Origin of the sequence: Clostridium sp. AF15-41 (assembly GCF_003604095.1) — a bacterium.
Classification (GTDB): domain Bacteria; phylum Bacillota; class Clostridia; order Lachnospirales; family Lachnospiraceae; genus Coprococcus.
In genome coordinates this window covers 80,607-94,692 of sequence record NZ_QTMQ01000004.1, presented here as the reverse complement: position 1 = coordinate 94,692, position 14,086 = coordinate 80,607, and the positions used below count along the sequence as shown (strand labels likewise).

Sequence of the window (14,086 nt, the reverse complement as noted above, 5' to 3'; positions counted from 1 at the left end):
TGCATCGAACAGAAAACGGAACAAGTCATGATAACCATACCAATTGCCAGTCGGAGGGATTGCCTTTAAACAAATCTTAACGCCTCTGCAATAGAGATGATGGCATTTTGATGCATTTGGATGCTATAAACATGGAGTAAACTCCGGAAAAAGGAGAATTATGTAAAAAGACGGGAGGTATGTAGGGAAAATTGAAGAAATTGTGGCTTAGAATAGTATTATTCATAGCAGGATTTGCAGGAGTATTCATATTTCTGTATCCATTTGTTACGAAGGGGATTAAAAACATAGGAAATCTTACGGGAGTTGTTCTTGGTATCTGCCTGATCTTATATGCGGCATGGTTCCACAGGGTGAATTGCCGGGTGAAAAAATGGCTGACCCGGACTACCGGAAAAGTAATATGCGGAATCGTTTTACTGATCGTAGTGATTGCAGTCGGCTTTGCGGCAGCAGGTACGATATGCATGGTACGAGCATCGAAGACAGCACCGAAGGATGAAACTGTCATGATCGTGCTTGGCTGTGGTGTAAATGGCGACCGACCAAGCCTGATGTTGACGGAACGCTTAGATGCAGCGTATGATTATCTGAATACACATGAAGAGGTTGTGGGTATTCTGTCCGGAGGACAGGGAAAAGGTGAGAATATCAGTGAAGCGGAGTGCATGTACCGGTATCTGACAGAAAAGGGAATTGCAAAAGAACGTTTATATAAGGAAGAACGGTCAACTTCGACCAGAGAGAATCTTCTGTACTCAAAGAAGATCATGGAAGAGGAACATCTGGATTTCCGGGTCATTATTGTAACAAATGAATTTCATGAATACCGGGCATCTGTTATCGCAGAACATACAGGTATAACACCATCGGCGGTGTGCGGGAAAACAGCGTGGTGGTTACTGCCAACTTATTATCTGAGGGAGCTTTACGGAATCGTCTTTGAATGGATTTTTTAGATAGCTTAAACAAAAAACTTAAGAATCTTAAAAATTTGGATACAAAATGGATGTAATTTTTTGATATAACCTGACTTAACAAATCTTAACAACACCTGACGCATACTTGAATTATAGATGCAAATGCTATAATGTGTGGATGGTTATTGAAAATTAAAATCAGGACATATTGGAAAAAGAGAGGATATGGTTATGATTTTAGACAATGACAAAAGAATAGATGAAAAGATAAAAGGTGCTATGCAGCCTGAAAATGCAGAGAAGATACTGATCGTTGATGATGAAAAGGATATAAGAAAGCTGGTTGGAATCTATCTGAAGAGACAGGGATATCAGATCCTGGAAGCCGAAAACGGAAAACAGGCGATTGATCTGGTGAGAGAGAATTCCGATATCGATCTGATCATTATGGATATTATGATGCCTGAAATGTCAGGAACTGAGAGTTGCTCTGCCATTCGAGAATTTTCATCTGTTCCTGTGCTGTTTTTAACAGCCAAGACGCAGGAGCCGGATAAGAATGAGGCATATGATACAGGTGGAGATGATTTCTTAAGCAAGCCATTTGAACAGAGTGAACTGGTTCGAAAGGTGAAAGCACTTATCCGTCGGTATAATATATATAAAGGAAGAGAGGATAACAATGACGGTATTCTCCGAGTCGGAGCAATATCGATCGATCCGTATAAACGTGTTGTGACGAAAGACAATGAAGTTATCCATCTGACGGATAAAGAATTTGCATTGCTGTTTTTCCTTGTGAAGAATCGTGGAAGATCCTGGAATCTGGATGAATTATATGAGAACATCTGGCAGGAAAAATATCTTCCGTCCTCATCAAATACGGTTATGGTACATGTATTAAGACTTCGGCAGAAAATCGAGGATAATCCGGCACAACCGGAAATCATCAGAACCATATATGGAAAGGGCTATCAGGTGGATTAACAGCCGGTAGAAAGTATGCGGTATGAAGGACAGAGCAGAACAGAAAAGATTTGAAAAAGATGCAGAAAAAAGGCTTACATTAAATACAAAGCTGATTCTTGTAATAGCAGGAAGCCTGTTGCTTGCGGTCGTATTGTTCTTTATCTGGCTGAAGACAACCGTATATGTGATTGATAAGAAATATCTGAACGAGGCAACTGTAGCACGGAGAACGGAAGAAAAGATTGACCGTTTCTCTGATTATGTCAGTAAGAATAAAGTTAAATCCACAGATATGAATGCTATTCTCAGTTGGCAGCGGGAAGAGGGAAGTGTATATCTTCTGGTTTACCAGAATGAGAATGTAATATATGATTCAACAAAGCAAAAAAGACGAACCATGGTGGAACGTTTTTTTAATAAAATATCCAATGGGAATCAGAAAGGCAGAAAGCTTGCAGAGTCTGAAGAAGACAAAAGGCAGATGCTGAATAACATCAAAAGCAAACATTTGCTTGAGATTTATCGGAAGAAAGCAGAGTCAAAAAAACAGGAAGAACGATCAGATCAGAGTATCTTCGATGATACGTCCTCTACGGAGACGGATTATACAGAGACGATTCCGTCCAATGCTTCGGATGTGGAAGACTTTGCATCCCAGTATGGCAGTTATGCATTCTATTCGGTTCGTTTTGAAGATGGATTATATGATGTCTGCATCGTAGATTATTCCGAGAAAAAGGTCTATTACATATGGGTGACGATAGGCTTTCTGGTATGTTCATTTATATTTATGTTGTTGGTTATGCTCTATAACGGCCGGGTAGTAAGGCGTGTAAAGAGATTGACACATGAGGTGTCAAAGATCAAGAAAACAGATATCAATGCGACGATTACGAAGTCGGGACATGACGAGATCCTGACACTTGCTGAGAATATAGACAGCATGAGAAATTCGATCATTGATCAGATGAGTAAGGAAAAAGAAGCATGGCAGGCGAATCGGGATCTGGTCACAGCGATGGCGCATGATATCCGGACACCGCTTACGGTGTTAAGCGGATATCTGGATCTGCTTGAGACAGGGGAATTTGAATCTGACGAAGAGTACAAACAGTATGTTGATATATGCGTTGCCAAAGCAGGACAGTTGAAAGATCTGTCAGACAAGCTGTTCCGATATTTCTTCGTTTATTCTGGGCATACCGATGAACTGAAAATGGAAGTTTATCATGCAAAGGAGTTTTTCCGGCAGATGATCGGAGAATATATGTGCCTGCTTGAAGAAAAGGGAATCACTTTCCGGATCACAACAGAGGACAATTCACCGCTGATAAAGATCGATGCCCCATATCTGAAACGATTGTTTGATAATATATTTATAAATATAAGAAAATATTCTGATTACAGCAAGCCGGTAGATATCACATATCACACAACCGAATCGAAGGTAGAGCTGGTGATCAGTAATTATATAAATAAAAACAGAAATGAAGCTGAAAGTACCAGAATTGGACTCAAAACCTGTGAGAAGATCGCACAGGAAATGGAAATAGAGTTTTCAGCAAATGAGAAAAAAGACAGATATACAGTCAGGCTGATATTTGTAATTGTAAAGTAAAGGAGGTCCAGAGATACTCTGGAACAGATGTCTATGAAGAATGTACTGGAATTTATTGAAAGATCAGCAGAAAAGTATCCGGATAAGTTGTCTGTAGCCGATATAAACGGCGGTTTGACTTATAAGGAACTGGAACAGACAGCAAAACAGATTGGTGCATGGTTGTATCAGGGACTTGGCGGATGTAAGAACCGTCCGGTTGTCGTACTTCTTGATAAGGAACCGAAGAGCGTTGCGGCTTTTATGGGAGTTGTGTACAGTGGGAATTTTTATGTGGTTATAGATGCAGAAATGCCGGTAGACAGAGTGAATAAGATCTTAAAGGCATTGCAGCCGGAAGCTGCTGTAACAGACAGCAAGCATCTGGATAAGGCTGCAGAGTTACAGGTTGAGACAGAGGATGGTCAGGGATATGGACTTAAACTCTTTAATATGGATGAGCTGGATCAGACTATAGAACAGAGCTGCCTTGCAGATGTCAGAGCACATATGATCGATACAGATCCGGTATATGCATTATTTACCTCAGGTTCAACAGGTGTTCCGAAGGGGGCTGTTATATCACATGCGAATATCCTTTCCTATATTACATGGTATACGGAAGCATTTGATATTAACGAGACGACAATATTTGGTAATCAGACGCCGTTTTATTTCAGTATGTCAGTCTCGGATTTATATAGCACATTGAAAAATGGTGCAACATTGTATATAATACCAAAAGCTTATTTCTCGTTCCCGATCAAGCTTATGGAGTTTCTGAATGAGAAAAAGGTCAATACGATCTACTGGGTTCCGTCGGCACTTTCGATCATTGCAAACTATAAGATGTTTCGGTATGCTGAGCTTCCGGAGTTGAAAAAAGTATTATTTGCCGGTGAGGTTATGCCGACCAGGCCATTAAATTACTGGATCGAGAATCTGCCGGATGCCATGTATGCCAATCTGTTTGGCCCGACAGAGACGACGGATATCTGTACTTATTATGTGGTAAACAGAAAGTTCCGTGATGATGAGCCGCTTCCGATGGGAAATGCATGTAACAACTGTGATGTATTTGTACTTGGTGAAGATGGCAAGGTGGTTTCACCGGAGATCAATCCTGAGACAGGCTTCAGTGCAGAAGGAGAATTATATGCCAGAGGTTCATTTGTCGCTCTTGGATATTATGGAAATGCAGAAAAGACAAAGGAAGCATTTGTTCAGAATCCGTTGAATCCGAATTATCCGGAGCTGATCTATAAGACCGGAGATCTTGTCAAATATAATAAATATGGAGAACTGGTCTATATCTCAAGAAAAGATTATCAGATCAAGCATATGGGCTATCGTATCGAGCTTGGTGAGATCGAGGCGGCTGCCGGTGCAATCGAGGGTATCAGAAGTTACGCATGTATCTATGATGATGCAGAAGACAAGATCGTATTTATATATGAAGGAAAGAAACTGGATGACGCATTCCTGCTTGGAGAGTTCAAGAAGAAGGTTCCGCATTATATGGAACCGAACCAGTTTGTAAGAGTGAAAAGTATGCCACATAATCAAAATGGAAAGATTGATCGTAAGTGGCTGAAAAATAATTATAAATTATAAAAAAGTGAGGACAAAGAAATGGAAGAATTATTAGAGATTTTAAATGAAGTAAAGCCCGGAGTTGATTTTGCAAATGATACAGATCTGGTTGGTCATGGTATACTGGATTCTATTACAATGGTAACACTGGTGCTTGAGCTTAACGATGCATTTGACATCGAGATCACACCTGTAGATATCGTACCTGAGAACTTCAAAACAGTTCAGACGATCTATGATATGATCCAGAGATTAAGTGACGACTAGGGAGTAAAATAATGTCATATACATCGATAGCTTATTTAGGATTTATATTGATGGGATCATTCTTTTTCTATTCCGTTGTGCCGTTAAAGCATAAATGGAAGGTCCTGTTGATATTCAGTTACCTGTTTTATTTCATTAATTCAGGTAAATATGTTGTGTTTATATTGTTTTCATCGTTATCCATCTATTTCGGCGGACGACTGCTGAATAAGATCGATGATGGCTTCAGTATGGCAAAGAAGGTACTGCCAAAAGAAAATAAGAAGGAATATAAAGCGATCATCGGATGGCAGAAGAAATGTGTGTGCGTTTCAATCGTTCTGTTGAACCTTGGTATTCTTGTATATCTGAAATATTCAGTATTCTTTGGACAGGTTTTCTGTGATATATTAAGTCTGCTCCGTATTAATAAGACGAATCCAATGCAGAATATGATGCTGCCGCTTGGTATCTCGTTCTATACATTGTCGGCGATCAGTTATATCGTTGATGTTTACAGAGGAAAATACAGAGCATCCGATAATTTCTGGAAGGTGAATCTGTTCCTGATTTTCTTCCCACATATCGTGGAAGGTCCAATCGGGCGATTTGACCTGCTGGGTGATCAGGTTTATGAAGGTCACGAGTTCAACTATAATAATATGACTCAGGGCTTGCAGCTTGTTTTATGGGGTCTGTTTAAGAAGATCGTTATAGCAGATCGCGCAAATATGTATGTAAACCAGATCTTCAATTTCCATGATCAGTATGATGGCTTATATGTAGTTGTCGGAATGCTGTTATATACCTTGCAGTTATATGCAGAATTCTCCGGCTGTATGGATATCGTAAGAGGTAGTGCTCAGATGTTTGGTATTCAGATGTCTGAGAACTTTGCAAGACCATTTATGTCAAAGACAGTCAGTGAATTCTGGAGAAGATGGCATATGACACTTGGTGCATGGTTTAAAGATTATGTATTCTATTCCATCTCATTGTCCAAGGCATTTATGAAGCTCAGTAAGAAGACAAGAGAGAAGTTCAATGCATTTTTTGCAACTCTGATCCCGACCTCTATCGCGATGCTCGCGGTGTGGTTCGGAACCGGTATCTGGCATGGAGCCAGCTGGAAGTATGTTATGTACGGTATTTACTACTGTCTCATTATGATACTTGGACTTCTGACAGAACCGTTATTTAAGAAGCTGTATGAGAAGATGCATGTGAACCGGGAGGGCAAGATTTATAAGGCACTTCAGGTAGTAAGAACATTTATTTTCGTAAATATCGGTATGCTGATGTTCCGTGCGGATGACCTTAAGATCTTTGGACAGATGCTCGTATCGATGTTCCATAATTTCACATTTTCAGTGCTTACAAGCGGAGATCTGTTTGAAGTAAAGCTTGATGTCTATGATTTCCTGTTACTTGCATTTGGTGCACTGGTATTACTGCTGGTAGGTTTATATCAGGAGAAGGGACATCATATCCGTGAGGAGATAGCAACAAAGAATATCGTTCTTCGTTGGGTATTATATTATGGACTGATCTTTTCTGTGATCATTCTGGGCGCATATGGAAGCGGTTATGAAGTGGCCGGATTCATATATGCACAATTTTAGGATAGATGGTGAGAGACATGAAAAAAGAAAGAGTAAAAAACATTATAAAAGTTATCGTGTTTATGCTGATCTTCTGTGGCTTTATGGCACTCGGCTCCGTCATGCTTTATCCGAAAACGAGTGATCCGGAAGGCGGCTTATCAAATCCAAATGCCAGAGGCTTCTATGGAGAACCAAAGAATTCCATCGATCTGGTCGTTATGGGAAACAGTAATGCCTACAGTGCATATTCACCGATGCTGATGTGGAAGAAATATGGTATTCCTTCCTATGTTGTTGCGGAAGGCGCACAGAATATTGCCGAGACTGTTAATATATTAGAGGAGCTTCTGACATGTCAGAAGCCGAAGCTGATCATTTTGGATGTTGACCTTTTATGGCAGGGTAAGACACAGGTATCCAGAGTAGAAGGAAATGTGAAATCTCTGATCTACAAATATATTCCGATCATGAAGTATCATGACAGATGGAAAGGCTTTGTGCTGGGTGATAGTTTTAAAGCAAAGAACTACACATATCGTTCTTCAAGCAGAGGACAGTACTTAAGTAAAACGGTTGTACCATATACGGGTGAAGACATGATGGTAAAGACTGCTGATGTCGAATCGGTACCGAAGTCATCCAGGTTCTTCCTTAAGATGTTCCTTGATCTCTGTGAAGAAAATGATATCGATGTGATGTTTGTCGAGATGCCGACAGCTAATTCATGGAATTATAAGAAGCACAATGGCATGACAAAGTATGCCAAGGAGCTTGGCATTCCATTTGTTGATCTGAATACCACAGAGGGTAAGAATGCGATCAACTGGAAGAAGGATACCAGAGATGGCGGAAGACATCTGAACTGTTATGGAGCTAAGAAGGTAACAAGAGAGATCGGTAAGTATATTTCAGAGAACTATACATTTACGAATAAGAAGAAAGATCCGGAGTATAAGAGCTGGAATAAGTCTTATAAGGAATATAAGCAGTTTATGAAGACAGATAAGAAGTCTTCCGATAAGAAACACAAGAAGTCGAAGAAAGCTGACAGCAAACAGTCAGATACATCTGATGCAAAAAAGCAGAAAACAGAAAAAACAACGACTGAGAACAAGTCGGAGACAACGACAGAAAGTACAGCTACGGAAGTAGTAACAGAAAGTGCAAGTACGGAAGCAACCACAACTCAGCAGTAAGAGATTGTAAAGTATATAAGGGAGATCATGGAGACACAGATATGGATTTGCAGATCTGGGAGCGCCATGATCTCTCTTTTTATGAATCGGATACTTTTATATGCCTGCATAAACATGGAATAAATTTTAAGGTAAGAAAATGGTATTTGTTATTTATTTTTGTGTAAATAACAGCTTCTTGTGATAAAATGGCAATGAAATGTAAATAATAGTTGCAGAAATATAGAAAATTGTACAGGCATGCCGGGAAATAAGCGGAATTATGGCAGTATACGATGCTTTCACAGATGTCTGGTGGCAGGATATGATAGGAGGATATGGAATATGAAGATTTTATTTTATGATACGAAGAAATATGACAGAGATTCATTTGAAAAGATATTACCGGAATATTCAGATCTGGAGGTAGAGTTCTTAGAAGCAGATCTTTCACCGAGAACAGCAGCTCTTGCAAAAGGATATGATGCGATCTGTGCATTTGTAAGTTCTGATGTCAGTGAAAAAGTAGTTGAGTGTCTGGCTGCAAATGGTGTAAAATTAGTGTTAATGCGCTGTGCCGGATTCAATAATGTGGATCTGGATGCAACAAACCGTTGTGGTATCACGGTGCTCCGTGTTCCGGGTTATTCACCGGAGGCGGTTGCAGAGCATGCGATGGCACTGGCACTTGCGGTTACCAGAAGAATCCATAAGAGCTATATCAAGGTTCGTGAGAATAATTTCAGTTTGGTAGGTCTTACAGGTATGAACTTCTATGGCAAGACCGCGGGTATCATCGGAACCGGTAAGATCGGAGCGGCTATGTGCCGGATCTGTCATGGATTTGGCATGAAGGTTCTGGCATATGATATGTACCGGAATCCATCCCTGGATTTTGTAGAGTATGTGGATCTGGATACGCTGTTATCGACCAGTGATCTGATCTCCCTTCACTGTCCGCTGACAGATGATTCGTATCATATGATATGCACAGAGACGATCAATAAGATGAAGGATAATGTGATCCTTGTAAATACATCGAGAGGCGCACTGATCAAGACGGAGGATCTGATCACGGGAAATCGAAATAAGAAATTCTTTGGTATCGGTCTGGATGTGTATGAGGAAGAAACAAATAATGTATTTGAGAATCGTGAGGATGATATTCTGGAATCCTCGATCACGGCAAGACTGCTGTCGTTCCCGAATGTCATCGTAACCTCCCATCAGGGCTTCCTGACGGAAGAAGCACTGGAAGCGATCAGCCGTACCACACTGGACAATGCGAGAGATTATGAGAATGGCACGATCAAGGATATAAATGCCGTGTAGAAATATATGCAAGATTAAAGAAGTGCGGAAGACAATCGTCATAGAGAAAATGAAAGCTATGTAGAAAAGGAAACGATTATGCAGAATTACAGATTTCTGATCGCCTATGATGGGACGAGATATCATGGGTGGGAACATAAAAAAGACGTTGTGACCATACAGGGAAAGATCGAATCAGTGCTTTCCCTGATGGCAGGCGAAGAAGTACGGATCAACGGAGCGGGAAGAACCGATGCAGGTGTGCATGCAAGGGCAATGGTCGCAAGCGGCCCGGTTCCGACAGATAAGACACCGGAGGAGATCCGGGATTATATGAATCATTATCTGCCGGATGATATTTGCATTTTGGAGGTTACTCCGGCAGCAGAACGCTTTCATGCAAGATTTAATGCAAAGGGCAAGCATTACCGTTACACGATTTATCGTGGCAGGCTGAAGCCGGTATTTGACCGGAAATACGTCTGGACTCTGGATGAGGGTGAGACGATCGACTGTGAACGGATGCGAAAGGCAGCAGCTTATCTGGTCGGTGAACATGATTTCAAGAGCTTCTGTGGCAATAAGCAGATGAAGAAATCGACGGTTCGGAAGTTATTTGCGATCGATATTAAGGAAGATGGCGATTATGTGATTCTTGATTTCCACGGAGCCGGATTCTTACAGAATATGGTTCGTATCCTGACCGGTACTCTGGTAGAGGTCGGGGCAGGCAGAATGGAACCGGCGTACATGGAAGAGGTGCTTACAGGCCGGTGCAGACAGCTCGCAGGGCCGACCGCACCACCACAGGGCTTGTGCCTGATGCAGGTTGATTATGAAAAAAAGTAATATGGAGTAAGTAGTACAAATGAATGAATTTAAAAATGGGCTGAAGGATGGAATCCCGATCGCCCTGGGGTATTTTGCAGTTAGTTTTAGTTTTGGTATTCTTGCGATCAAAGGCGGACTCAGTGTCTTTCAGGCAGTTCTTACCAGCGTTACAAATGTTACAAGTGCCGGTCAGTTTGCCGGACTTCAGATCATCATTGCCGGGGGAACGATCCTTGAGGTGATCCTCACTCAGCTTATCATCAATCTGAGATATGGTCTGATGAGTCTTTCACTTACGCAGAAGTTAGCTGACGATGTAGGCATCTGGAAGCGTCTGATCATCGCATTTGCAAATACAGATGAGATCTTTGCAGTTGCAATGGGATATTTCAAAGAAGTGACCTTTCCGTATATGTTAGGACTTCAGATCCTTCCGATCCTTGGATGGGGCGGTGGTACATTTGCCGGAGCAGTAGCCAGCGGGCTGCTTCCAAAGTCTGTGTGCAGCGCACTCAGTCTTGCACTTTATGGCATGTTCGTGGCGATCGTTGTTCCGGTTGCCAAGAAGTCAAAATCTGTGTTATTTGTGGTATGCGTGGCAGCTTTGTTCAGTATCCTTTTATATTATGTTCCGATATTTCACTTTATCTCGACCGGAATATCGATCGTTATATGTACAGTAGCGGCAGCAGCAATCGGTGCAATCGTTGCGCCGGTTAAGAAAAAAGGAGAAGAATAGAGATGAGTGTATATACATATATTATCGCAATGGCGGTTGTCACATATCTGATCCGTGCAGTGCCATTGGTGTTATTCAGAAAAAAGATAGAGAATCGTTTTTTAAGTTCGTTTTTATACTATGTGCCATATGCCTGCCTAACGGCACTTACCCTTCCGGCGATTTTCTACAGTACGGAAAGTGTTATCAGTGCGATCACAGGATTTGTTGTAGCGGTTATCCTTGGTATCCGTGAAAAAGGGCTGGTAGTCGTAGCTGCCGCCGCCTGTGTGACAGTGTTTGTAGTGGAGAGAATATTGGCGTTTTTATAGGGGGTGTGAATCCGAAAAGTGAGGACAAAGAACTTGCTATATTGCCGACCTGGAATGTAAAAGACTTTTGACACGCTAAAAACCTTGATGTCAATGTTCTTTGATAGCCCAAATATGACTTTTTGATTAGTATGAGTATACTAGGAGGTGAAGAGATGGAACTCGGAAAACAAATAAAAAAACATCGTCAGGAAGTACAATTATCCCAAGAGAAGTTAGCCGATCGAGTTTATGTTTCAAGACAAACAATCTCAAATTGGGAAAATGATAAAAGCTATCCAGATGTGAATAGTTTGGTATTACTGAGTGAAATCTTTCAAATTTCTCTTGATAATCTAATCAAAGGAGATATTGAAGTTATGAAAGATGTAATTCAAAAAGAAGAAATTGTAAAAATGAACCGCTATGGAAAAATCTACACTATAATGCTGATTGTCACTGTAGTTTCGGCAGTTCCGCTATTTATGTGGCTTGGCGTTTGGGCATTCATCCCTTGGGGGATCATTTGGGCACTCTCTATGTACTTTGCCTTTCAGGTTGAAAAGGTAAAAAAAGATAATGATGTTCAAACCTATAAAGAAATTGTTGCATTTTCTGAGGGGAAACTATTGGATGATATACAAAAGCAGAGAGAAATAGGTAAACGTCCATATCAGAAGATTTTTTTAGTTATAGGTAGTGCACTGATAACATTTGTTGTTTGTGTATTAATCGGATTTCTGATGCATATTTTTATGAACTAATAGTGGTAGACCGTAAACTTCCGGTTTAGAGAGAACGTAGAAATGATTCGATTTTGTCCAAAGGATGAGATACAAAATACAATATACGAATAAATAAAGATGATTGGTTTTATGATAAGACTGGTCGTCTTTATTTTTTCGGAGTTTGATATGCAACTATAGGGAATTAAAACTTAGTGAAAAAGTGCAGTAAGTTTTAAGTTGTAGGAGTGTGCTCCATAAAGAACATTTGATTATATCAGTTATTATGTTTGCAACAGCGATTATGGCAATTGTTAGATTTTGCATGGGGCATTAATTATGAACGATTCACTTGAATTGAAAAATAATATTAAAGAAGCTCGAACTGAAAAAAAATTATCACAGGCTGCATTGGCTGATTTGGTAGGTGTATCTCGTAATACAATTAGTTCGATTGAGACGGGACAATTTAACCCTACAGCAAAGCTAGCATTATTATTGTGTTTTGCTTTGGAAAAGAAATTTGAAGATTTGTTTTATTTTTAGAAAAATTTTGTCAGATTATGAAATGGTTGTTTTTTTATAATAAAGAGAGCAACAACTTCAAGTTTATGGAGGACCACCGTTATGATTAGAGAATTTCAAAGGGATGATATAAATAAAGTTGCGGATATATGGTTGGGTACAAATATAAAGGCACATAATTTTATCCCCGCCGAATACTGGAAAGGCAATTTCAAATCAGTAAAAGAAGCACTGTCACAAGCAGAGATTTATGTGTATGAGTATGATACAGAAATACAGGGCTTTATAGGGTTAAATGATGAATATGTTGAGGGCATTTTTGTTTCTGGTGAAATGCAATCGCAGGGTATAGGTAAAATTCTGCTGAATTATGCAAAGGATAAAAGGAATAAGTTGTTCTTGAACGTATACCAAAAGAACGCACGGGCAATATCCTTTTATAAGAGAGAAGGATTTGAGATTCAGCATAGTGGCTTAGATGAGGCTACTGGAGAAAAAGATTATGTAATGACATGGCAACACAAATAGAAATTCCAGAAGGGAGAAACAAAATGGAATACAGAAAATTTGATAATGTAATAATAGCGAGAATTGACAAGGGGGAGGAGATTTTAGAACAACTGAAAGCAATTGCTGTAAATGCGAATATAAAGCTTGCCAGTATCAATGCTCTTGGAGCTATCAATGATTTTACAATCGGAGTATATAAGACAGATGAGAAGAAATATTACTCAAACAGTTTTAAAGGGTATTATGAAATTACATCACTGACAGGTACGATCAATACAATGGATGGAGAATATTATGCGCATCTTCATATGAGTGTCGGAAATGAGAAAGGTGAAGTGTTTGGAGGACATCTGAACAGAGCTGTCGTGAGTGCAACCTGTGAGATGGTAATTACGGTTATTGATGGAAAAGTTGACAGAGTTTATGATGAAAAAACAGGGCTTAATGTATTTAAGTTTGATTAGATGCGTTCTTATGATATTATACTTCATGTATTCAAACAAAGTAGGAAAGAGGTAAATACACCATGAATTTGAAAAAAGTTCATCATATTGCCATTATTGGGAGCAACTATGAGCAATCAAAGCATTTTTATGTGGATCTATTAGGTTTTTCTATTATTCGAGAAAATTACAGACCAGAACGTGATGATTACAAAATTGATCTTCAACTCGATGAGATGGAATTAGAACTTTTTATCATTAAAAATTGTCCGAAGCGCCCCAGTTATCCAGAGGCGTACGGTCTCCGGCATCTTGCCTTTGCTGTAGACTCGGTCGATAATACCGTAAGAGAATTGAATAAAAGGGGCATCATAACTGAGCCGATTAGACTCGATATTTACACAGGTAAAAGAATGACATTCTTTTATGACCCTGACAATCTACCCTTGGAAATTCACGAATAAAGTATTGCAGTTAAAAGATGTGCCCTGTTTTGGACTGTGATTTTATAACTTCAAGTTTGCAGAACTGACCCCAAAGAGCTCGAAGGAGCTCTTTTTGCTTTTTTATAATAGTATCATTATGGTATAATAGAGACAATAAAATCG

General features: G+C 39.9%; 16 protein-coding genes. All 16 read left to right on the top strand.

The annotated features are described in order from the left end of the window. The first annotated feature begins 191 nt into the window (after positions 1–191). The 16 genes from DWW43_RS04290 (at position 192) to DWW43_RS04215 (ending at position 13,942) form a co-directional block, all read left to right on the top strand. Entirely contained in the window at positions 192–959 is a 768-nt protein-coding gene (locus DWW43_RS04290; protein ID WP_119962822.1) for a YdcF family protein, read from the top strand. 192 nt (positions 960–1,151) lie between these two features. Then, positions 1,152–1,907, top strand: coding sequence for a response regulator transcription factor (locus tag DWW43_RS04285; protein ID WP_243104391.1), 756 nt, complete (start codon positions 1,152–1,154; stop codon positions 1,905–1,907). Between the two features lie 22 nt (positions 1,908–1,929). Then, on the top strand, positions 1,930–3,507 hold the full coding sequence (locus DWW43_RS04280; RefSeq protein ID WP_119962821.1) for a HAMP domain-containing sensor histidine kinase: 1,578 nt from the start codon (positions 1,930–1,932) through the stop codon (positions 3,505–3,507). A gap of 33 nt (positions 3,508–3,540) precedes the next feature. Beyond that, positions 3,541–5,100 (top strand): AMP-binding protein, encoded by a 1,560-nt coding sequence (locus tag DWW43_RS04275; RefSeq protein ID WP_119962820.1) that lies wholly within the window; start codon positions 3,541–3,543, stop codon positions 5,098–5,100. Positions 5,101–5,118: 18 nt separating this feature from the next. Then, complete coding sequence (locus tag DWW43_RS04270; RefSeq protein ID WP_008402160.1) at positions 5,119–5,346, top strand: acyl carrier protein; 228 nt, start codon at positions 5,119–5,121, stop codon at positions 5,344–5,346. Positions 5,347–5,357: 11 nt separating this feature from the next. After that, positions 5,358–6,947 carry an MBOAT family O-acyltransferase gene (locus DWW43_RS04265; RefSeq protein ID WP_044945800.1) on the top strand — a complete coding sequence of 530 codons (1,590 nt, stop codon included), beginning with the start codon at positions 5,358–5,360 and terminating at the stop codon, positions 6,945–6,947. Positions 6,948–6,964: 17 nt separating this feature from the next. Beyond that, positions 6,965–8,125, top strand: a complete 1,161-nt coding sequence (locus tag DWW43_RS04260) for an SGNH/GDSL hydrolase family protein (protein ID WP_243104390.1) — start codon at positions 6,965–6,967, stop codon at positions 8,123–8,125. 324 nt (positions 8,126–8,449) lie between these two features. Beyond that, entirely contained in the window at positions 8,450–9,436 is a 987-nt protein-coding gene (locus DWW43_RS04255) for a 2-hydroxyacid dehydrogenase (protein WP_119962818.1), read from the top strand. Between the two features lie 78 nt (positions 9,437–9,514). After that, positions 9,515–10,264 (top strand): tRNA pseudouridine(38-40) synthase TruA, encoded by a 750-nt coding sequence (gene truA / locus DWW43_RS04250; RefSeq protein ID WP_021943194.1) that lies wholly within the window; start codon positions 9,515–9,517, stop codon positions 10,262–10,264. Between the two features lie 19 nt (positions 10,265–10,283). Beyond that, complete coding sequence (locus DWW43_RS04245; protein WP_008402167.1) at positions 10,284–10,985, top strand: AzlC family ABC transporter permease; 702 nt, start codon at positions 10,284–10,286, stop codon at positions 10,983–10,985. Between the two features lie 2 nt (positions 10,986–10,987). Next, a complete protein-coding gene (locus DWW43_RS04240) occupies positions 10,988–11,296 on the top strand; it encodes an AzlD domain-containing protein (protein ID WP_118662450.1) in 309 nt (102 codons plus the stop codon). Positions 11,297–11,451: 155 nt separating this feature from the next. Beyond that, positions 11,452–12,039 carry a helix-turn-helix transcriptional regulator gene (locus DWW43_RS04235; RefSeq protein WP_044945802.1) on the top strand — a complete coding sequence of 196 codons (588 nt, stop codon included), beginning with the start codon at positions 11,452–11,454 and terminating at the stop codon, positions 12,037–12,039. 300 nt (positions 12,040–12,339) lie between these two features. Further along, positions 12,340–12,546, top strand: coding sequence for a helix-turn-helix transcriptional regulator (locus DWW43_RS04230; RefSeq protein WP_117808274.1), 207 nt, complete (start codon positions 12,340–12,342; stop codon positions 12,544–12,546). 81 nt (positions 12,547–12,627) lie between these two features. Beyond that, positions 12,628–13,053 (top strand): N-acetyltransferase, encoded by a 426-nt coding sequence (locus DWW43_RS04225; RefSeq protein WP_117785785.1) that lies wholly within the window; start codon positions 12,628–12,630, stop codon positions 13,051–13,053. A 23-nt stretch (positions 13,054–13,076) separates the two neighbouring features. After that, positions 13,077–13,499 (top strand): PPC domain-containing DNA-binding protein, encoded by a 423-nt coding sequence (locus DWW43_RS04220; RefSeq protein ID WP_119962817.1) that lies wholly within the window; start codon positions 13,077–13,079, stop codon positions 13,497–13,499. A 62-nt stretch (positions 13,500–13,561) separates the two neighbouring features. Next, the gene (locus tag DWW43_RS04215) at positions 13,562–13,942 is read left to right on the top strand and encodes a VOC family protein (protein ID WP_008402179.1); all 381 of its coding nucleotides are present in this window, start codon (positions 13,562–13,564) and stop codon (positions 13,940–13,942) included. Positions 13,943–14,086 lie beyond the last annotated feature (144 nt).

Excerpts from the sequence above, each read along its gene's own strand:
- DWW43_RS04285 (WP_243104391.1), top strand. The coding sequence starts at position 1,152 with ATGATTTTAGACAATGACAAAAGAATAGATGAAAAGATAAAAGGTGCT.
- DWW43_RS04280 (WP_119962821.1), top strand. The coding sequence starts at position 1,930 with ATGAAGGACAGAGCAGAACAGAAAAGATTTGAAAAAGATGCAGAAAAA.
- DWW43_RS04275 (WP_119962820.1), top strand. The coding sequence starts at position 3,541 with ATGAAGAATGTACTGGAATTTATTGAAAGATCAGCAGAAAAGTATCCG.
- DWW43_RS04270 (WP_008402160.1), top strand. The coding sequence starts at position 5,119 with ATGGAAGAATTATTAGAGATTTTAAATGAAGTAAAGCCCGGAGTTGAT.
- DWW43_RS04265 (WP_044945800.1), top strand. The coding sequence starts at position 5,358 with ATGTCATATACATCGATAGCTTATTTAGGATTTATATTGATGGGATCA.
- DWW43_RS04260 (WP_243104390.1), top strand. The coding sequence starts at position 6,965 with ATGAAAAAAGAAAGAGTAAAAAACATTATAAAAGTTATCGTGTTTATG.
- DWW43_RS04255 (WP_119962818.1), top strand. The coding sequence starts at position 8,450 with ATGAAGATTTTATTTTATGATACGAAGAAATATGACAGAGATTCATTT.
- truA (WP_021943194.1), top strand. The coding sequence starts at position 9,515 with ATGCAGAATTACAGATTTCTGATCGCCTATGATGGGACGAGATATCAT.
- DWW43_RS04245 (WP_008402167.1), top strand. The coding sequence starts at position 10,284 with ATGAATGAATTTAAAAATGGGCTGAAGGATGGAATCCCGATCGCCCTG.
- DWW43_RS04240 (WP_118662450.1), top strand. The coding sequence starts at position 10,988 with ATGAGTGTATATACATATATTATCGCAATGGCGGTTGTCACATATCTG.
- DWW43_RS04235 (WP_044945802.1), top strand. The coding sequence starts at position 11,452 with ATGGAACTCGGAAAACAAATAAAAAAACATCGTCAGGAAGTACAATTA.
- DWW43_RS04230 (WP_117808274.1), top strand. The coding sequence starts at position 12,340 with ATGAACGATTCACTTGAATTGAAAAATAATATTAAAGAAGCTCGAACT.
- DWW43_RS04225 (WP_117785785.1), top strand. The coding sequence starts at position 12,628 with ATGATTAGAGAATTTCAAAGGGATGATATAAATAAAGTTGCGGATATA.
- DWW43_RS04220 (WP_119962817.1), top strand. The coding sequence starts at position 13,077 with ATGGAATACAGAAAATTTGATAATGTAATAATAGCGAGAATTGACAAG.
- DWW43_RS04215 (WP_008402179.1), top strand. The coding sequence starts at position 13,562 with ATGAATTTGAAAAAAGTTCATCATATTGCCATTATTGGGAGCAACTAT.